The following is an 18,826-nucleotide window of genomic DNA, read 5'->3' on the forward strand; positions in this document are numbered from 1 at the left end:
TCGGGTGGCCCCGCTCAGCGCCGGACCAGCGCGTCCAGCAGGAGGCCGACCAGCCGGGCGGACTGCTCCGGGCTGCCCGCCTGGCCCGCGGACTGGGCGATGCCGGACATGAACAGCAGCACGTCGTCCGCGGTGAGGTCGGTGCGCAGGCTGCCGTCCTCGGCCCCGGCGGCCAGCAGGGTGCCGACGGCGCCGGTCAGCAGGGCGCGGCTGCCGGCGTACGGGTCGGTGCCGGAGGCGATGACCGTGTTCAGCGCCTGGGCCATGCCGTGCTTGGCCGTGGCGTAGCCGACGAAGTGGGTCATCCACTCCTGCATGGCCTCCGCCGCCGTCCGCCCGGGCAGCAGCTCGGCCGCCTGTTCGCAGACCAGCGTGAGCCGGCGCTGGTAGGCCGCGTCGATCAGGGCCTCGCGCGTCGGGAAGTGGCGGTACAGCGTGCCGACCCCGACGCCCGCGCGCTGGGCGATCACCGCCGGGGCCGCGTCGAGCTCCTGCTCGGCGAAGACCAGCGCGGCGACTTCCAGCAGGCGTTCCCGGTTCTGCCGGGCGTCGCTGCGGGTCCGGCGGGGCGGTGCGGGCATGCGGGTCCCTCCTGCGGGCCGGGTGGCTCCGGGGCCACGGTTGATTTCCGGAACGTATTCCGCTTAAGCTGAACCGGAACACATTCCGCATCCACTCTAGCCGAAGGACACCGCATGCCCCCACTCACGGACCGGCCCGTGCGCCACTGGTTCATCACCGGTGCCTCCGGAGGGCTGGGCCGCCACCTGGCCGAGCACGCCCTGCGCCGGGGCGACCGCGTCACCGCCACGGTCCGCCGCCCGGCCGCCCTGGACGAACTGCGCGCGGCGTTCCCGGACCGGCTGGCCGTGGAACTGCTCGACCTCACCCGGACCGCGGAGGTCGACGAGGTGATCGGCCGGGTCCTCGCGGCCGGGCCGGTCGACATCGTGGTCAACAATGCGGGTTACGCCGTGGTGGGGGCGACCGAGGAGATGACCGGCGAGCAGGTGGGCCACCAGCTCGAAGCCCTGCTGCTGGCCCCGATCCGGATCACCCGGGCCTTCCTGGAGCCGATGCGCGAGCAGGGGGGCGGCCGGTTCATCCAGGTGTCGAGCATGGGCGGGCAGCTGGGCTCGCCGTTCTCCAGCGCCTACCACGCGGGCAAGTGGGGGCTGGAGGGCTTCACCGAGGGCGTCGGCCGTGAGGTCGCGGGGTTCGGCATCCACTTCACCCTGGTCGAACCGGGTGGCACCCGCACCGGTTTCGCCTCGGCCCTGAACTACACCGCCGAAACCGCGCCCTACCGCGAAGGCCCGGTCGGCGAGATGCGGCGCGAGATGCAGGGACTGACCGACGACGACCTGCCCGGCGATCCGGCGAAGATCGCCGCCATCGTCTACGACACCACGCGCGACCCGGCCCCGCCGCTGCGGCTCACGCTGGGCTCGGACGCCTACGAGGCGGTCCACGCCGCGCTGGCCGATCGGCTGGCCCAGCTCGAAGCGCAGAAGGATCTGGCGGCTTCGGTCTCCTTCACCGGCTGAGCCGCACCGGCCCGCCCCGCCGGATCCCCCTCAACGGCCTCGGGTGTTGAGCCGGGCCGCCTGCCGCGTCAGGTGGTCCCGCTCGGCCAGGTTCGCCGCCTGCCCCGCCGCCTCGGCGTACAGCCGGGCCGCTGTCCCCGCGTCCCCGTCCCGCTCGTGCAGGTACGCCGCCACCGCCGTGTGGCGCGGCAGCGAAGCCGGCACCGACGCCAGCGCGGCCAGCCCGGCGCGCGGTCCGTCCGCCTCACCCACGGCCACCGCGCGGTTCAGGCGGACGACCGGGCTGCCGGTCAGGCGCACCAGCTCGTCGTACCACTCCACGATCTGGACCCAGTCGGTCTCCGCGGCGGTGCGCGCGTCCGCGTGCAGCGCCGCGATCGCCGCCTGGGCCTGGAATTCGCCCAGCCGATCACGGGCCAGCGCCGCCTGCAGGAGCTCCACGCCCTCGGCGATCGCCGCGGTGTCCCAGCGGCTGCGGTCCTGTTCGGACAGAGGCACCAGGCTGCCGTCCGGCGCGGTGCGGCCGGCCCGGCGGGCGTGGTGCAGCAGCATCAGCGCCAGCAGCCCCGCCACCTCCGGGTGCTCGACCGACGCCGCGAGCCGGCGGGTGAGCCGGATCGCCTCCGCGGCCAGGTCAACCTCCCCGGAATAGCCTTCGTTGAACACCAGGTACAGCACCCTGAGCACGGTGGCGACGTCGCCCCGCCGGTCGAGCCGGACCCCGGCCACGGTGCGCTTGGCCCGGCTGATCCGCTGCGCCATCGTCGCCTCCGGCACCAGGTAGGCCCGGGCGATCTGCCGGGTGGTCAGCCCGCCCACGGCGCGCAACGTGAGCGCGACCGCCGACGACGGGCTCAACGACGAGTGCGCGCACAGGAAGTAGAGCTGCAACGTGTCGTCCACTCCGGACACCGGCTCGTCCGGCCCACCCGGCTCCGCGCTCTCGACGTCCTCGCGGCGCCGGCGGGCGGCGTCGGCGCGGGTCGCGTCGAGGAAGCGGCGCCAGGCCACCGTGACCAGCCAGCCCTTCGGGTCGCGCGGCGGGCCTTCGGGCCAGGTGCGCACGGCCTCGGCCAGCGCGTCCTGCACGGCGTCCTCGGCCGCCGCGAAATCGGCCCCGCGGCGGACGAGGATGCCCAGCACGCCCGGGATGAGGCTCCGCAGCCGGGCCTCGTCCAGCATCCCGGTCACTCCGTGACGGTGGGCGGCTCGGTCAGGAACGGGCGCAGCTCGAGCCATTCGTGGATCGGCTTCCCGCCCGCGCCCGGGGCCGCGGACAGCTCGCCCGCCAGCTCCAGGGCGCGCTCGTAGCTGTCCACGTCGATCACCATCCAGCCGGCGATGACGTCCTTGGTCTCCGCGAAGGGCCCGTCGGTGACCGGCGGGCGGCCCTCACCGTCGTACCGGACGAAGGTGCCGCCGGGGGCCAGCGCCTGGGCGTCGACGAACTCGCCGGTCTCCTCCAGCCGGGCCGCGAAGTCCCGCATGTACTGCACGTGGTCGGAGATCTCCCCCGGCGTCCACTGGTCCATCGGCACGTTGTTGACCGCGGCCGGCGCGCCGCGGTAGTGCTTGAGCATCAGGTACTTGGCCATCGTGGGCTCCTCGGTGGTGGTGCGGCCCATTCTGGCCGCGTCCGGACCGGGGACGGAGCCGGGCCCGGGTTCTCGACACCGGCACCGGAAGTTTTTCCCCCAGGCACCCGGAAACGGCCGATCCCCGGGGCTCGCGGCCACCGGGGATCGGGGAAATCGCCGGTCAGGGTTTGCGGCCGACCACGCCGGCCACGCACCGGGCCGACTGGCTCAGCGGGACCAGCCGCGGGCCGTCGGGCCACCACTCGTCGGCGACCGACAGCCCCGGGCCCGAGGTCGCGTTCGGCGTCAGCAGTTCCAGGCCCGGCAGCATGGCCTCGATCTCCACCCGGGTGCGGAAGCGCCCGGCGCCCAGCGGGCCGGAGACCAGGATCTCCTCGATCCGCTTGGCCACCGCGGTCAGCTCCTCGACCTCCGGGTCGTAGAAGTGCGCGAGCGCCACGAACGAGCCCGGGGCCAGCGCGTCGATGTACTCGCGCATCACCTCGACCGCGCCTTCGCCCTCGTAGTGGTGCATGGTGCCGATGTGCAGCAGGCCGACCGGCTGCGAGAAGTCGATGAACTCCCGCACGGTCTCCTCCTCCAGCACCTTCGAGGGCTGGAAGATGTCGGCCTCGACCATGTGCGTGTAGTCGTTCTCGGCCAGCAGCGCGCGGCCGTGCGCGAGCACCACCGGGTCGTTGTCCACGTACACCACGTGCGCGTCGCGGTGCGAGCGCTGCACGATCTGGTGGGTGTTCTCGGCGGTGGGCAGGCCGGAGCCGCAGTCGAGGAACTGGCGGATGTCGGTCTGGTTGGCCAGCATCCGCAGCGCGCGGTTGTGGAAGCCGCGGTTGCCGCGCGCGATGTGCACGGCCTCGGGCACGGCCGTGCTGATCTTGTCCATGACCGCGCGGTCGACCTCGTAGTAGTGGTTGCCCCCGAGGAAGCCGTCGTAGATCCGCGCCACACTGGGCCGGTTCGGGTCGACCCCGACCGGGACCTGGCTGGGCGAGAGCGTGGACGGCGGAGCGGTGGGCATGGGGACCTCGCAGGGCGGGCTCGGGCAGCTGGGGCGCACTCAGGGTAGTACTCCGGTACCCGATGGTTGAGTGTGGTCGCCCGTTCGGCGGCACCGGGGGAACCGGCACCGGCGGCACCAGCGCCTTCGCGGGTTCACCGGTGGTGGTGCGGTGGCCTCGGCCGGTCACTCCACTGCTGGAGGTAGGAGTTCACGGCCGAGCTGAAGTAGTCGGCCAGCGGATCGTCCGAAGTGGTCTTGGACGCGGGTGCGGGGACGACCGGGGGCTTGCTCGGGGCGCGTCGCGGCTGGGTGGTGCGCACGGTGGTGGGCTCGACCTCGTCGGACGCGGGCGGGGGCTGCGGGGTGGCGCTCATCGTGGCGACGGCGGGCGGCGCGCTCGAAGAGGACGGCGGCGGGACGGGCACCGGAGCGGGCCGGCCCGCCGTGCCGTCCACCGGCTCGGGCCACAGGGCCCAGGTGCCGAGGCCGGCCAGCGCCACCACGGCCGCGCCGGCGAGCACGACCGCCCTCGCCGGCCGCCGCCCGGTCGCCGGGGGCGCGGTCGCCGCCCGCGCCGGTCCGGCCAGCAGCGCGTCGAGGGCCGAGGGCAGTTCGCCGATCGCCGGCTGGGGCCGCGTCGGCGACTCGGCCGACTCGGCCCCCCGCGCCGTGGCGGGCGGCGGCTGCGCCCCGGGGATGCGCGGCATCGGCGCGGTCGTCGACAGGCTCACCAGCCGGGCGACCGAATCCAGGTCTTCACGGCCGGTGCTGCCGTCAGGACCGATGCTGCCTTGGCCGCCGGTGCTGCCGTTGAGAACAGCACTGCCGTCAAGAACAGCACTGCCGTCAGGACCAGTGCTGCGGTCGCCGCCCATGCCGCTGTCGCGGCCAGTACTGCCGTCGCTGTTGTCGCCGGGCTCCGTGCGAGCCATGCGGACCTCCACCCTGCCGGGGCCGCGGGCTTCCGCGGCGCGTCCGGCCGCCGGATCTTATGGATCCGCCCGGATCTTGTAAACCCACCCCCCGCCCGGCGGGAAACCACCCGGTCCGGGGACGGGGGCGGGGCTTGATCCCCGGCCCGGCCGGTTATCCCCCGGCCATGGCAGCTACCGCGGCCGTCATCGGCCCGATCGCGCGGAACCTGGTGGTGCTCGGATCCGGCCGGTCCTCCCCCTTGGGGCAGTACCGGGAACGGCTCGGCGGGAGGGGCGCCGACGTCGCGGTGGGGCTCGCGCAACTCGGCTGCCCGGTCGCGCTGCTCGGGGTGGTCGGCGACGACGCACCGGGTGAGCGGCTGCTGGACCGCGCCGGGGCCGCCGGTGTCGAAACCGGCTGGGTGCTGCGGCGCCGGGGGGCGCCCACCGGACTGGTGGTCGACCTGCTCGGCGCGGACGGCCGGTGGCGTTGCCGGGAAGACCGGCCCGCCGGGTGGCTGAGCCTCCGTGACGTCACCGCCGCGCGCCCGCTGCTGACCTCGGCCGCGACCGTGGTGATCGAGCCGCAGCCGGGCGGGGCGACGCTCGCCGCCGCGGAGTGCGCCCACTCCGCCGGGCGCCGCGTGGTCCTGGACGGCCACCCGGGCGAAGACCCGCGTTCCCGCGTCCGGCTGCTGGCCGCGACCGAGGTGCTGTGCCTCGACCGTGCCGCGGGCTCGCGGCTCGCGGGCCGCCCGCTGGACGCCGTCGACGTGGCGTTGAAGACCGCCGACGGCCTGCTCCGGCTCGGCCCCGCGCTGGTCGCGTTGGACCTGGCCGCCCGCGGCACCCTGTTCGTCTGGGCGGACCGGCATTTGCTGCTGCCGCCCTCGGGCGGCGGTTCGGCTGCCTTCACCGCGGCCCTGGCCTGGAGCCTGACGCGGGGCCAAGGACCTCGTCGCGCGGCTCGGCTGGCCGTCGCGGCGTCGCAGATCCCCGCCGGACGGCCCGGGGGCCGCCCGGACCTCAGCCCCGAGGCGCTCGCGCCGCGCCTCGCGGAGCTGGACCGGCACATCGCACCGGCCCGCTGAATGAGCCACCGCACCGGTCGGGCCCGGCCGCTGCTTCGCCGCGTTCGGTTCAGAAACCCGGCCACCCCCGCCGGAGGTGGTCGAACGCGGTCTCCAGGGCGCGTCGCGGATCCGGTTCCAGCGCCGCCAGGTCGGGCACCTCCAGGACGTACCGGGCCAGCACCCGCACCGACAGGTCGCCCGCCGGCCGGCCCGCCTCCCCCGCGATCACCTCGGCCAGCAACGCCTCGTTCCCGGTCCACAACGTCCTCGCGTGCGCGCGCAACGCCGGGGTGCGCACCACGAGATCGGTGCGACGGCGGAATTCCGGGCTCAGGTTCGGCTCGTACGGCCCCCGCGTGGCCAGAAAAGCCTGAAGCGCGTCGAGGATCGACACACCCGGGCCCCGTTCCCGGACCGCGGCGGTCAGCGCGGCCGCGCGCTCCGCGCCGTCGCCGAGGACCAGGGCCTCCTTGCCGCCGGGGAAGTGGGCGAACAGCGTGGTCACGGCGGTGTCCGCGGCCTCGGCCACCTGCGCGACGGTGACCTGGTCGAAGCCCCGCTCCAGGAACAGCCGCAGCGCCGCTTCGGACAGGGCCTGGCGGGTGGCGGCCTTCTTGCGCTCACGGCGCCCGGGGGTCTGCGTCATGTCGCGGAACCTTACCCGAAGTGACTACGAACTCGTAGTCATTGCGGTTTTGCGCCGGAGCTGATTGCCTGGGGCCCATGGAAACCACGACCGTCCTGGTCACCGGGGGCAACGCCGGGATCGGGTACTTCATCGCCGAGCAGCTCGCCGCCCGCGGCGTCACCGTGGTGATCGGCAGCCGCAGCGCGGATCGGGCCGAAGCGGCGCTCGGCTCGATCCGGGCGCAGGTGCCGGGCGCGCGAGTCCGATACATCCCGCTGGACCTCGCCGACCTCCCTTCGCTCGAGGGCTCGGTGGACGCGCTCGAACTGAGCCGCCTGGACGCCGTCGTGCACAACGCGGGCGTGCTGCTCGAAGGCCCGCAGCGCCGGGAGACCGCGGCCGGGCACGAGCTGACCTTCGGCACCAACCACCTCGGTCACTTCGCCCTGACGCACTGGCTCGCGCCGTTGCTGGCCGACGGGGGCCGGATCGTCACGACCGGCAGCTTCACCGCGAAGCGGGCCAAGCTCGACTTCGGCGATCTACAGAGCCGCACCGGCTACGACGGCAAGCGGACCTACGCCCGGTCGAAGCTCGCGCAAATGCTGTTCGGCTTCGAGCTCGACCGCAGGCTGCGCGCTCACGGGAGCAACGCGATCAGCGTCGTCACGCACCCGGGCGGCGCGCTGGACTCGCTCACCCCCTCCCGGCCGCCGCTGACCGCCGGCAAGCCGGGGCCGTCCGTCGCCGGGTTGCTGCTGCAGGGCAAGGACGCCGGAGCCTGGCCGTCGGTGCACGCGGTGGTCGGACCGGAGGTCACCGGCGGGCAGCTCTGGGGACCGCGCGGGCTGGGCCTGCGAGGCCGGCCCCGGTCCGAACCGGTGCGCGGGTCCCTCGCCGATCACGGGGCCGCGGCGCGGATCTGGGCGGCCAGCGTGGAGCTGACCGGCCTCGACCCGTTCGGCTGACTCCACAGTGGACGCACCGGCGCGGGAAACCCCGGTGCCACGGGGCCGGGTGGCCGCTAACGTGGGCGGGCCAGCCACCCGATCCGGAGGGAACCACCGTGACCAGCCCCTTCCCCCTGCCCGAGCCCTACGACCACGGACTGCTCGACGTCGGCGACGGCCAGCGGATCTACTGGGAGACCAGCGGCAACCCGGACGGCAAGCCCGTCGTCGTCGTGCACGGCGGCCCCGGCGGGGGCGGGAAGCGCGCCAGCCGCAAGACGTTCGACCCGCAGAAGTTCCGGATCGTGCTGTTCGACCAGCGCGGCTGCGGCGAGAGCCGGCCGCACGCCGGCGACCCGTCGGTCGGCCTGGAGCACAACACCACCGAGCACCTGCTCGCCGATCTGGAGAAGCTGCGCGAGCACCTCGGCATCGAGAAGTGGATGATGTACGGCGGTTCCTGGGGCCCGACCCTGATGCTGGCCTACGCCGAGCGGCACCCGGAGCGGGTGACGGAGCTGGTCATGGTCGCCGCCGGCACCTCCGGTCCCGACGAGATCGACTGGCTCTACCGCGGTCTCGGCCGGCTGCTGCCCGCCGAGTGGGCGGCCTTCCGGGACGCGGTGCCCGAGGCCGAGCGCGACGGCGACCTGCTCGCCGCGTACGGCCGGCTGCTGGAGAGCCCGGACGAGCAGGTCCGGCTCCGGGCGGCGCGTGACTGGTGCGCCTGGGAAGACGCCGTGATCGCGCACGAAGCGCAGGGGAAACCGGGCCAGTACAGCGCCAAGGAGGGCGCCGAGCTGGTGGCTTTCGTGCGCATCGCCGCGCACTACTTCGGCCACGCCGCCTGGCTCGAGCCCGGGGCGATCCTGCGCGACGTGCACCGGCTGCACGGCATCCCGGCGGTGTTCGTGCAGGGGCGGCTCGACCTCAGCGTGCCGCTGAAGACCGCGTGGGAGCTGAGCCGGGCCTGGCCCGAAGCCGAACTGGTGGTGATCGACGATTCGGGCCACACCGGCAGCCCCGCGATGGGCGAGGCGATCATGTCCGCAGTGGCCCGCTTCGCCGCCCGCTGACCGGCCGGGCGTCGAAGACCACGTCCAGCCGGTGCGGGCTGTTCAGCGAAAGACCCGCCTGCCGGGGGATCCCGGTACCGGGGGCGAGGCGGAAGTTCGTGGTGCGCGCCAAGAGCTCCTCGAACGCGATGGCCAGCTGGAGGCGCGCGAAGTGCAGGCCCAGGCACCGGTGCACGCCGAAGCCGAACGCCAGGTGGGGCCCGTCCGGGCGGTCGAACACCAGCTCGTCCGGGCGGTCGAACCACGCCGGGTCGCGGTTGGCCGCCGCGAAGAGCACGGCGATCCGGTCGCCGGCCCGCACCGGCACCCCGCCGATTTCGGTGTCCTCGACCGCGGTGCGCGCCATGAACGCGACCGTCGTCTCGTACCGCAGGAACTCCTCCAGCTCGCGCCGCCAGCCCCCCGGCCGGCGCAGGATCGGCTCGACGTCCGGGCGCGTCGCGAGGTGGCAGGCGATGTTCGCGATCACCCCGCGCGTGGTGTCCAGGCCGCCGAGGAACAGCGTGGTCACCATGCCCAGGCGCTCCTGCGGGGTGAGCGGGCGGCCGTCGACGGTCGCGGTGGCCAGCGCGCGCAGCACGGTGTCCTCGCCGGTGGCGCCCTCGGCCTCGGCCAGCGCCTCCGCCGCCAGCCCGGCCAGCGCCCGGAACGCCTCGGGGCTGCTGGTCAGCGCCGCCTGCTCCGCCGCCGCGACCCCGCGGGCCACCAGGTCCCGGTTCTCCGTCGCGAACACGACCCGTGCCAGGGAGCCGGCGCTGAACGGGACGGCGAAGTCCTGCACCACCTCGCACCCGCCTTCGTTGGCGAAGGAGGCCACCGCGGTGCGCGCGAGCTCCCGCAGCTGCGGTTCGCAGCGCCGCAGGAAGTCCGGGGAGAAGTACGGGTTGAGGATCCGGCGGTATCGGCGGTGGTGCGGCGGATCGGTGTCGATCGGGATCACCCGCACCGGCACGCCGCGCAGACTCGGCTGACGCGAGCTGAACCGCGCGGGGTCGGCGCAGACGGCACGCACGTCCTCGTAGCGGGTGAGCACGTGGTAACCGCCGTCGGCGCCGGTGTGCAGGACCGGGCACCGGGTGCGCGCCGCCGCGACCGCCGCCAGCAGGTTCTCGCGCTGGTCCTCGGCGTAGAGGTCGATGTTCGCCAGGATCTGCTCGACCGATTCGGCCATCCGCCCTCCCGGGTCCCGGGGACGACCACGGTAGGACCCCCGCACCCGTCCGGCATCGGCCACGCGGGCGCAAACCCCGCGCGATCGAGTGGCCGATCAGCTCACGAAGCCGCCGGGCCTTCGGCCGCTCCACCACCGGCAGACCCGCCGCCCGCGTCCCGGCCGAGCGGAGCCCGGAAGCTCAGCGGGGCAGGGCCCGCCAGGCCGCCCGGCGTTCCCGCTGCCGGGCCGGGTCCGCGACCGGCGCGGCCGCCACCAGGCGCCGGGTGTAGTCCTCGCGCGGCGAGCCCAGCACCGACGCCACCGGCCCCTGCTCCACCACCCGGCCGCGGTGCAGCACCACCACCCGGTGGGCCACCTGCTCGACCACGGCGAGGTCGTGGCTGATGAACAGGCAGGCGAAGGCCAGCTCCCGCTGCAGTTCGGCCAGCAGGGCCAGCACCGAGGCCTGCACCGAGACGTCCAGCGCGCTGGTCGGCTCGTCCGCGATCAGCAGCCGGGGCCGCAGGGCCAGCGCGCGGGCCAGGCCGACGCGCTGGCGCTGGCCGCCGGACAGCTCGTGCGGGTACCGCCCGGTCCACTGTGGATCGAGCCGGACCGCGGCCAGCAGCTCGGTCACCCGCGCGCGGTGGTCGCCGTCGAAACCGTGCACCACCAGCGGTTCCGCGATGCTGGCGCCGATCGTCGCGCGCGGGTTGAGCGCGGAGGCCGGGTTCTGGAACACGATGCCGATCTGGCGCCGCACCTCCCGCCACCGCCGCGCCGACGCCGTGCCCAGGTCGATCCCGCCCACGCTGACCGAGCCGCCCGTGGGGGCCACCAGCCCGGTCAGCACCGAGGAGATCGTGCTCTTGCCCGAGCCGGACTCCCCCACCAGCCCGAGCACCTCGTCGGCGGCCACGCTCAGGGTGACGCCGTCGACCGCGCGCACCGGTGAAGCGCCGCCACCGCGCCGGTAGGTGACTTCCAGCTCTCGCACCGAAACCAGCGCCTCACCCGCCGGAGCGGACTCCACCCCGTGCCCGCCGCCCAGCGACAGCACCGCGTCCAGCAGCTCCCGCGTGTAGTCCGCCTCGGGCGCGGAGAACAGCTCGGTGACGGTGTTCTGCTCGACCACCCGGCCCTCGCGCAGCACCACCACCCGGTCGGCCAGGTCGGCGACCACGCCCATGTCGTGGGTGACCAGCAGGATCGCCGTGCCCAGCCGGTCGCGCAGCGAGCGCAGCAGCTCCAGGATCCCGGCCTGCACGGTCACGTCCAGCGCGGTGGTCGGCTCGTCCGCGACGAGCAGGGCGGGCTCGTGCACCAGGGCCGCGGCGATCACCACGCGCTGCAACTGGCCGCCGGACAATTCGTGCGGGTACGAGCGCAGCACCCGGCCGGCGTCCAGCTCGACCAGCTCCAGCAGTTCCCGCGCCCGCTCCCGCGCCTGCGCCCGGGACACCTCGCGGTGCGCGCGCACCGCGTCGACGAGCTGGGTGCCGATGCGGAACACCGGGTTCAGCGCGCTCATCGGCTCCTGGAAGACCATGCCGATCTCCCGGCCGCGCACGCCGCGCATCGCCGCGGTGTCCAAGGTGTACAGCTCGCGTCCGGAAAGGACGGCCGAGCCGGTCACCGTCGCGGTGGGCGGCAGCAGGCCGAGCAGCGACAGGGCGGTCACCGACTTGCCCGAGCCGGACTCCCCGACCAGGGCGAGGATTTCGCCGGGGGCCACCTCGAAGCCGAGGCCGCGGACGGCGGCGTCGGTCCCGGCGTCGCCGAACCGGATCGAGACGTCGCGCAGGGCGAGCAGCTGTTCGGTCACGGTCCTACTTCGCCAGCCCGATCCGGAGGTAGTTGGGGTAGGCCGGGAACTCGCCGATGGCGAAGTCGCCGACCTTCGAGCCGTGCAGGAACGAGTTGCGCGTGTAGATCAGCGGGACCACGGGCGAGTCCTGCAGGATCCGCCGGTCGGCCTGCGCCCACAGCTTGCCCGCCGCCGCCGGGTCCACCGTGCCCTGCGCCCGCGTGATCAGCGCGTCCACCTCCGGCACCGAGTAGCGCGACTGGTTGTACCCGCCGTTGCCGATCTCCGAGGTGGCGAACAGCGGCTCGATGTTCGCGTTGGCGCTGGGGAAGTCCGGCTGCCACGAGCCGAGCGTCAGGTCGTAGGAGCCGTCGTTGCCGGTGACCACGGCGGTCCAGGCGTCGTCGTCGAGCGGGCGCAGCTTGGCCCGGATCCCGGCCCGCTGCAGCGCGGCCTGCAGGGCCTGCGCCTTGTCCGCGTCGTTGTTCGCGGTGGACACCGGGAAGTCCAGGCCGTCGAGCCCGTTCGGGAAGCCGGCCTCGGCCAGGAGCTGCTTGGCCTTGGCGACGTCACCACCGGGCGGCGCCGGGTAGAGGTCGAACACCTCGCGCCCGGCGATGCCCTCGGTGATCAGCGTGGTGGCGACCGGGCCGGCCAGCTCGGCGCTGCCCGCGCTGGCGATCTGGTAGGCGGTCTTGTCCACCGCGTACTGGAAGGCCCGGCGCACCCTGGGGTCGGCCAGCGGACCGCGCCTGGTGTTGAGGGCCAGGTAGGCCAGCGCGCCGGACTTCGAGGTGACCAGCAGGTCCTTCGCCGCCGGGTTGCCCCGCACCTGCGCGAGCTGCGCCGGGTTCACGAACGAAGCGCCGAAGGCGGACGCGTCGTTGCCGGCCCCGGCCAGCAGCCGCTGCGCGACCACGCCGGTGTCCTGGCCGAGCTGGATCACGATCGCGTCCGGCAGCCCGGTGCGGGCCTGGTCGGCCCGAGCGTCCCAGTGCGGGTTCCGGCTCAGCCGGACCTCGACGCCCTTGGTGTAGGCGGCCACCTGGTACGGGCCCGAGCAGATCGGGGCCGAGTCGTAGCCCGCGTCCGTGCCCTTGCCCTTCGGCACCGGGGAGAACGCGGGCATGCTGACGATCCACGGCCAGTCGCCGTAGGGCCGGGCCAGGTGGAACACGATCGTCTTCGGGTCCGGCGTCTCGATCGAGGCCAGCTCGCCGCCCTTGAACGGGCCGGGGTAGCCGGAACCGCCCTCCAGCAGCGTCTTGTGGTAGCCGAGGCCGCCGGAGAACGCCGCGTCGAACGAGCGCTCGATGCCGTACTTGATCTCCGCGCTGGTGATCGGCGTGCCGTCGGCCAGCTTCTGGCCGTCCTTGAGCGTGTAGGTCCAGCTCCGCCCGTCGGCACTGGCGCGGCCGGTGTCGGTGGCCAGGTCCGGGACCACGGTGGCCGGGCGGTCGGGCGAGGTCTGCCACGCGGTCAGCTTGCGGTGGATCAGCCCGGTGGTGGTGATGGCCAGGTTCTGGCTCTTGGCCGGGTCCAGGTGCTGGGAGGTCTGGTCGGTCAGCACGTAGAGCGTGCCCCCGGCCGCCACCGCGGCGCCCGGGCCGCCGCTGCCCGGCTGCTCGTTGGCGTTGCACGCGGCGAGGAACGCCGCCGCCCCCGACGCGCCGGCGGTCAGGCCCACGGCCCTGAGGAAGTCTCTGCGGTCCACGGTGTTTTCCCTTTCTTGCGTGAGCGGGGCTAGCTGAGCCGGGCGCGGGGGTCGAGCACCCCGTAGAGCACGTCGACCACGAAGTTGGCGAGGATGACGAAGAAGGCGGCGAACAGCGTCACGCCCATCAGCACCGGCAGGTCCACCTGGTGCACGGCGTCGACCATCAGCCCGCCGAGTCCGGGCAGCGCGAACACCCGCTCGGTGATCACCGCGCCCCCGAGCAGCGCCCCGAGGTCCACGGCGAACACCGTGACCACCGGCAGCAGCACGTTGCGCAGCGCGTACTTGCCGACCACGGTCCGCTCCGGCAGCCCGACCGCGCGCGCGGTCCGGATGAAGTCCTCGCCGAGGATCTCGAGCATCTGCCCGCGCGAGAGCCGCGCATACACCGCCGCGTTGATGAAGGCCAGCACCAGCCACGGCAGCACCAGGTGCCAGGCCCAGTCCACCGGGCTCCGCGCCAGCTCGACGTAGCCGCTGACCGGCACCACGTCGAGGGTGAAGCCGAACAGCAGGATGCCGAGCAGGCCCACCAGGTAGGCCGGGGCCGAGACGCCGGCCAGCGTCACGGTCATCGCCACCCGGTCCGCGGCCCGTCCCCGGCGCAGCGCGGAGAACACGCCGGTGGCGACGCCCGCGACCAGCCAGATGACCGAAGCGCCCACGGCGAGCGAGACCGTGACCGGCAGCCGGTCGCCGATCAGCGCCAGCACCGGCTCGTTCTGCTGGAACGAGTAGCCGAAGCAGGGCGCGTGGCACACGATCGCCGTCGGGCCGGTGCCGAAGGAACGGCCGCCGAAGATGCCGACCAGGAAGTCCAGGTACTGCTGCAGCCACGGCCGGTCGAACCCCATGAACTGCCGCGCGGTGGCCAGGTTCTCCGGTGTGCACGGCTTGCCGCAGGACATCAGCGCCGGGTCGGTGGGCAGCAGGTAGAACACGGCAAAGGTGGCGAAGCTGACCACCAGCAGCACCACGAGCATGCCGCCGAGCCGGCCGCCGAGGAAGCGGAGCGCGCGGTTCACCGGCGCACCGCCGTCTTCGGGTCGAGCGCGTCGCGCAGCCCGTCGCCCAGCAGGTTGAACGCCAGCGTCGCCACGAACAGGGCGGCGCCGGGGAAGATCAGGAACATCGGATCGGACTGCACCCAGTTGATCGCGTCGCTGATGGAGCGGCCCCAGCTCGGCGTGGGCGGCGGGATGCCGACGCCGAGGAACGACAGCGCGGCCTCGAACCCGATGTTGGCCGGGATGGTCACCGTGCTCAGCACGATGATCGGCGCCCACAGGTTCGGCAGCAGCTCGCGGCGGAACACGTGCACCCCGCCCGCGCCCAGCGCCCGGGCCGCGCGGACGAAGTCGCGCCCGCGCAGGCTGAGCGTCTGCGCGCGGACCACGCGGGCGATCCGCGGCCAGCCGAACAGCCCGATCACGGTGATCAGCAACGCCGGGCGCGGGATCGAGGCCGGGGCCACGGCGCCGAGCGAGATCATGAAGATCAGCTGCGGGAAGCCGAGCAGCACGTCGGTCACCCGGCTGACCACGGAATCCCACCAGCCGCCGGCGTACCCGGCGCTGGCGCCGAGCACCACGCCGAGGGCCACCGACACCGCGGTCGCCGCGACGCCGATCAGGAACGAGGTGCGCGCGCCGTAGGCGACGATGGCGAACAGGTCGCGCCCGGTCAGCGGTTCGACGCCGAACCAGTGGCGGCCGCTGATCCCGCCGAGCGCGCCGGCCCCGGCGCCGTTCGAGGGATTCAGCAGTTCGGTGTGGTAGGTGTACGGGTCCTGGCCCTCGATGAGCGCCAGCAGCGGCGCCGCGACGGCGGCCACCACGATCAGCACGATGACCACCGCGCTGGCCTGGGCCCAGCGATCACGCCGCAGCGCCGGCCAGAGGGTGCGCGAAGCCGCGGCGGGCACGGGCGGCCCGCCCGGCGACAGGATGTCGGACAACGGTTCCCTAGCAGTCGGGGTGGCTCGGCGGCCGGATGGATCTTGACGACGGAACTCTAAAGAACACGAAGGGAATTCACCATCTTGGCCTAGTGCCTCTCACATGCTGGACAACGTACTGCCGGGGAACCGGACCCGCAGCCGGACGGCACGAACGGGGCACCAGCCCGGCCCGAACACCGGGAACCGGATCACCAGGGCCGTGCGACGGTCCGGGCCGGGACCCGAGAGGCGGCGTGGCAGCCGAAGCACGCGGGCATCTGACGCGCACCTGGGGGCGCGGGCAGGGCGACGAACGCGCCGGGCGCCGCGAGCTCGTCGCAGACCTCGTGGTGGTGGCCGAGCACCGCACACACGCACTCGCACAGCCGGACCGGATTCCGCGTCATCGTCTCCCCCTCGCCCGTAGCCCCAGCCCTGCCCAGGAAACCCCCGCAGGGGGCGGCCGAGGCGGGGTTTGCGGGAAAAAGGGCTTTTCGGGCAAGGGGTCCGCAGTTCCCGGCCGGTTTTTCGGCGTCTCAGCAAAATCACCAACACTGCGGCGCCGTATAGGGCGTTATACGGGAGGGTGGGATGCTTCAGCTCTCCCCCGCCCGCACTTGCCGCTGCCGCCGCGACATCGGCGGCGCGGGCAGGGAGGGCGCGGCCCGCAGATCCACCGGGCCGGTCGCGGTGAGTTCGCGCAGCACGTGGTGGACGTGGCCCAGCGCGCGCAGCACCGGGTCCTTCGCCCGCTCCCCCGGTGCAGCCGGGGTGTGGGCGAACAGCGCGACGTCGGCCCGGGCCAGCGGGGCCGCTGCGGCCGGTTGCGGGTCGCCGGGGCGGGCGGCGGCCAGTTCGGCCACGGCCGCGGCCAGGGCCCGGCAGGCGGCGACCGGTCCGTCCGGGCGGGTGGCACCGGGGTTCCCCGGGCGGCGCACCGCGACGGCCAGCGCGCGGCCGTGGGTGGCCAGCGCGGCGTAGAGCGAGATCCGGTGCCGCAGCCGAGGTGAGTTGGTGCCGCCGAGGATCGGCCGCCCGAGCGGGCGGGCGATGAGCGCGAGCTGGTAGAAGCGGTGGTCCACGGTCCGGGTCAGGGCGTCGAAGTCCGGCTCGGGGCCACCGCGGCGGTGCTCCAGCCGGCCCGCGGCGGCGGTGAGCAGCTCCCCCAGCGCGGTCAGCAGGTGGTCCCGCGCGGCGCGCACGGTGTCGCGTGTGGACAGTGGGGTGACCAGCAGCGCCACCGCCAGCCCGACCACCGCGCCCGCCGCGGTCTCCTCCAGCCGCAGCACCAGCAGGCCCGCGGAGAACTCGTTCAGCACGGTGTAGAGCTGGCCGATCATGATGGTCATGAAGAAGATCATGTAGGCGTAGGACAGCCGCAGCAGGTAGAAGCCGCAGAACATGGCTCCGCAGATGGTGATCAGCACCGCGGTGGTGCTGCCCGCGGTCAGCTCGGCGAAGCCGATGGAGGCCAGCAGGCCGGCGAGTGTGCCCAGCACCCGGTTGAAGCCCTTGAGGAAGGTCTCGGTGCGGGTGGCCGTGCCGGTGAACATGATGAACGCCGCGAGGACGGCCCAGTAGTACCGCGCCGAGGACAGCTCCTTGCCGACCAGGATGGCCAGACCGCCCGCGACGGCGCCCTGGATCGCCTGGCGGCTGACGAAGTCCAGGCGTGAGAGCGGGTTCCAGCCGCGGTGGCGGGCCGGCACGTCGCCCGCCGTGGCCGCCGAGCCGGGCAGGTTGCCGAAGGCGAGGCCGACCGCGGGCTCGAAGTCGTCCACCACCACCGTCCCCGGCGTCTCCGGCCGCGGCGCTTCGTCCAGCACCGCGACCACTTCGAGCGCGGCGGCGGCGAAGTGCCGGGCCGGCCACCAGCCCCCCGCCGGGCCGCCCGCGTGCTCGGCCAGGGCGGCCAGCCGGTGGGCGACCTCGCCGGCCCCGCGGTCGTCGCGGCGGGCCAGCCGGTCGGCCACTTCGGCGGCGAGCACGCTCAGGCCCGAGCCGCTGCGCACCAGCGCGTCGGCCGCCGTGGCCAGCTGGTCCAGCAGGTGGTGGGCGTCGACCATGGACCGGCGCAGCGCGGCGGGCGAGCGGCCGGCGGGCAGCGCGCCCGGCTGGGCCGACCAGCCCTCCACCATCAGCCCGGCCTCGGCCAGCCGGGCCTGGCGCGCCTGCAACCGGCGGCGCAGCCGGCCCTCGCGCTGCGGATCGGTGGTGGCCAGCAGATCGGCACAGGTCCGGGCCAGCTCCCGGCCGCGGGCGTCGAACGCGCTCAGCACCCGGCGCAGCGTGCGGGTCGGGTTCGTGCGCAGGACGGTGACCGAGAGCAGCAGCACCCACGCCGACGCGAGCACGACGGCGAGCAGCAGCGCGGGCATCATCTCCAGCGTCGCGTGCAGGAAGGAGGCGAAGAAGTACCCCATCCAGCCCATGAAGCCGTAGAAGAAGAAGGCCGGGCCGAAGCGGCGGACGAACACCGCCACGAACATCACCCCGACGAAGACCGCGAGCATCAGTCGGGCGTGCGGGCCGACCGCGACGCCGAGCAGCAGGCCGAGCCCCAGCGACACCGGGAAGAAGGCCGCCGTGCGGGCCTTCACCCACGCGCTGCCGTCGCCGAGCGCCATCGAGCCCATCATCGCCACGATGGCGCCGAGCAGCATCGCAATGACGGTGCCCATGGCGCCGGCGCCGCTGAACTCGGCGAAGGCGTACTCGACCCCGAGCGCGCTGCCCATCGACACGGTGGCCGAACCGGCACTGCGCAGCCGACTCAGCCCCGGGTCCGAAGCGATGACCCGGTCCCGGACATCGGTCCCCCTGGGCAGCACCGAACCCACCTTTCCCGGCGAAATGCCTGATCCTCGGTATGATACCGGTAATTATCGGTGTCATACAGGTGTTGCGGAGGACTCGGCCATGGAGCGCACCGCCCCCGCCGGCGAGCCGGCCGATCGGCCGGCCGGGACCGGCGACGCGCTGGACGTGCTGGAGCTGGCCACGGCCGTGCTCGTGCGCAACTTCGAGCTGCTGCGGCGCCGCACCGGCGTGTACGCCGAGCTGGACCAATCGGAGTACCTGCTGCTGCGCACCCTCGACGAGCTGGGCTCGGCCGACATCGGCACGCTGGCCGGCGCGCTGGGCCTGGACCCGTCCACCGCGGGCCGCCAGGCCTCGGCCATGCTGGGCAAGGGCCTGGTCGAGCGCGGTCCGGCCGCCTCGGACCGCCGTCGCTCGATCATCACCCCGACCGGACGGGGCCGCCGCCTGATGGACGCGACCCGCACCCGCCGCCGCGACACCACCGCCGCCCTGCTCGGCGACTGGACGCCCGAAGACCTGCGCACCTTCGCCCACCTGCTGAACCGGCACAACCGCGCGGTCGCGCAGCGGTACCTGGTGTCCGCGGCCGACTGACGCGCCG

General features: G+C 74.1%; 18 protein-coding genes. 5 read left to right on the forward strand and 13 right to left on the reverse strand.

Annotation, left to right across the window (positions count from 1 at the left end):
• Positions 1 to 14 precede the first annotated feature (14 nt).
• A complete protein-coding gene (locus tag NYF13_RS18330) occupies positions 15 to 581 on the reverse strand; it encodes a TetR/AcrR family transcriptional regulator (RefSeq protein WP_315658330.1) in 567 nt (188 codons plus the stop codon).
• A gap of 114 nt (positions 582 to 695) precedes the next feature.
• Here NYF13_RS18330 and NYF13_RS18335 point away from each other — a divergent pair, with 114 nt between their 5' ends.
• Positions 696 to 1,547, forward strand: a complete 852-nt coding sequence (locus NYF13_RS18335) for an SDR family oxidoreductase (protein WP_315658332.1) — start codon at positions 696 to 698, stop codon at positions 1,545 to 1,547.
• A gap of 30 nt (positions 1,548 to 1,577) precedes the next feature.
• On the opposite strand, the gene NYF13_RS18340 is transcribed toward NYF13_RS18335, so the two are convergent.
• The 4 genes from NYF13_RS18340 to NYF13_RS18355 all read right to left on the reverse strand — a co-directional run bounded on the left by NYF13_RS18340 (position 1,578) and on the right by NYF13_RS18355 (position 5,077).
• Positions 1,578 to 2,726, reverse strand: coding sequence for a DUF6596 domain-containing protein (locus NYF13_RS18340; protein ID WP_315660362.1), 1,149 nt, complete (start codon positions 2,724 to 2,726; stop codon positions 1,578 to 1,580).
• A gap of 8 nt (positions 2,727 to 2,734) precedes the next feature.
• Positions 2,735 to 3,142, reverse strand: coding sequence for a YciI family protein (locus NYF13_RS18345; protein WP_315658333.1), 408 nt, complete (start codon positions 3,140 to 3,142; stop codon positions 2,735 to 2,737).
• A 163-nt stretch (positions 3,143 to 3,305) separates the two neighbouring features.
• Complete coding sequence (locus tag NYF13_RS18350; protein ID WP_315658334.1) at positions 3,306 to 4,163, reverse strand: SAM-dependent methyltransferase; 858 nt, start codon at positions 4,161 to 4,163, stop codon at positions 3,306 to 3,308.
• A gap of 134 nt (positions 4,164 to 4,297) precedes the next feature.
• A complete protein-coding gene (locus NYF13_RS18355; protein ID WP_315658335.1) occupies positions 4,298 to 5,077 on the reverse strand; it encodes a hypothetical protein in 780 nt (259 codons plus the stop codon).
• A gap of 167 nt (positions 5,078 to 5,244) precedes the next feature.
• Here NYF13_RS18355 and NYF13_RS18360 point away from each other — a divergent pair, with 167 nt between their 5' ends.
• Positions 5,245 to 6,150: a PfkB family carbohydrate kinase gene (locus tag NYF13_RS18360; protein ID WP_315658336.1), complete on the forward strand. Its 906-nt coding sequence runs from the start codon at positions 5,245 to 5,247 to the stop codon at positions 6,148 to 6,150.
• Between the two features lie 49 nt (positions 6,151 to 6,199).
• On the opposite strand, the gene NYF13_RS18365 is transcribed toward NYF13_RS18360, so the two are convergent.
• Positions 6,200 to 6,778, reverse strand: coding sequence for a TetR family transcriptional regulator (locus NYF13_RS18365; RefSeq protein ID WP_315658337.1), 579 nt, complete (start codon positions 6,776 to 6,778; stop codon positions 6,200 to 6,202).
• Between the two features lie 77 nt (positions 6,779 to 6,855).
• Between NYF13_RS18365 and NYF13_RS18370 the strand changes: the two genes are divergently transcribed.
• Positions 6,856 to 7,728, forward strand: a complete 873-nt coding sequence (locus NYF13_RS18370; RefSeq protein ID WP_315658338.1) for an SDR family NAD(P)-dependent oxidoreductase — start codon at positions 6,856 to 6,858, stop codon at positions 7,726 to 7,728.
• 98 nt (positions 7,729 to 7,826) lie between these two features.
• Complete coding sequence (gene pip / locus NYF13_RS18375; protein ID WP_315658339.1) at positions 7,827 to 8,786, forward strand: prolyl aminopeptidase; 960 nt, start codon at positions 7,827 to 7,829, stop codon at positions 8,784 to 8,786.
• Here the strand turns inward: pip and NYF13_RS18380 are convergent.
• From NYF13_RS18380 to NYF13_RS18410, 7 genes are all read right to left on the reverse strand, one after another.
• Positions 8,752 to 9,957 carry a cytochrome P450 gene (locus tag NYF13_RS18380; RefSeq protein ID WP_315658340.1) on the reverse strand — a complete coding sequence of 402 codons (1,206 nt, stop codon included), beginning with the start codon at positions 9,955 to 9,957 and terminating at the stop codon, positions 8,752 to 8,754. The genes pip and NYF13_RS18380 overlap by 35 nt on opposite strands.
• 181 nt (positions 9,958 to 10,138) lie before the next feature.
• A complete protein-coding gene (locus NYF13_RS18385; protein ID WP_315658342.1) occupies positions 10,139 to 11,764 on the reverse strand; it encodes an ABC transporter ATP-binding protein in 1,626 nt (541 codons plus the stop codon).
• Between the two features lie 4 nt (positions 11,765 to 11,768).
• Positions 11,769 to 13,460 carry an ABC transporter substrate-binding protein gene (locus NYF13_RS18390; protein WP_315658343.1) on the reverse strand — a complete coding sequence of 564 codons (1,692 nt, stop codon included), beginning with the start codon at positions 13,458 to 13,460 and terminating at the stop codon, positions 11,769 to 11,771.
• Positions 13,461 to 13,489: 29 nt separating this feature from the next.
• Positions 13,490 to 14,488: an ABC transporter permease gene (locus NYF13_RS18395; RefSeq protein ID WP_315658345.1), complete on the reverse strand. Its 999-nt coding sequence runs from the start codon at positions 14,486 to 14,488 to the stop codon at positions 13,490 to 13,492.
• Positions 14,485 to 15,420 (reverse strand): ABC transporter permease, encoded by a 936-nt coding sequence (locus NYF13_RS18400; protein ID WP_315658347.1) that lies wholly within the window; start codon positions 15,418 to 15,420, stop codon positions 14,485 to 14,487. The genes NYF13_RS18395 and NYF13_RS18400 overlap by 4 nt, the downstream gene beginning before the upstream one ends.
• Positions 15,421 to 15,611: 191 nt before the next feature.
• Positions 15,612 to 15,809, reverse strand: coding sequence for a hypothetical protein (locus tag NYF13_RS18405; protein WP_315658349.1), 198 nt, complete (start codon positions 15,807 to 15,809; stop codon positions 15,612 to 15,614).
• Between the two features lie 189 nt (positions 15,810 to 15,998).
• The gene (locus tag NYF13_RS18410; protein WP_315658351.1) at positions 15,999 to 18,233 is read right to left on the reverse strand and encodes an FUSC family protein; all 2,235 of its coding nucleotides are present in this window, start codon (positions 18,231 to 18,233) and stop codon (positions 15,999 to 16,001) included.
• Positions 18,234 to 18,321: 88 nt separating this feature from the next.
• Here NYF13_RS18410 and NYF13_RS18415 point away from each other — a divergent pair, with 88 nt between their 5' ends.
• A complete protein-coding gene (locus NYF13_RS18415; RefSeq protein ID WP_315658353.1) occupies positions 18,322 to 18,819 on the forward strand; it encodes a MarR family transcriptional regulator in 498 nt (165 codons plus the stop codon).
• The last annotated feature ends 7 nt before the right edge of the window (positions 18,820 to 18,826 follow it).

Origin of the sequence: Amycolatopsis sp. PS_44_ISF1 (assembly GCF_032335455.1) — a bacterium.
In the GTDB taxonomy this organism is placed as follows: Bacteria; Actinomycetota; Actinomycetes; order Mycobacteriales; family Pseudonocardiaceae; genus Amycolatopsis.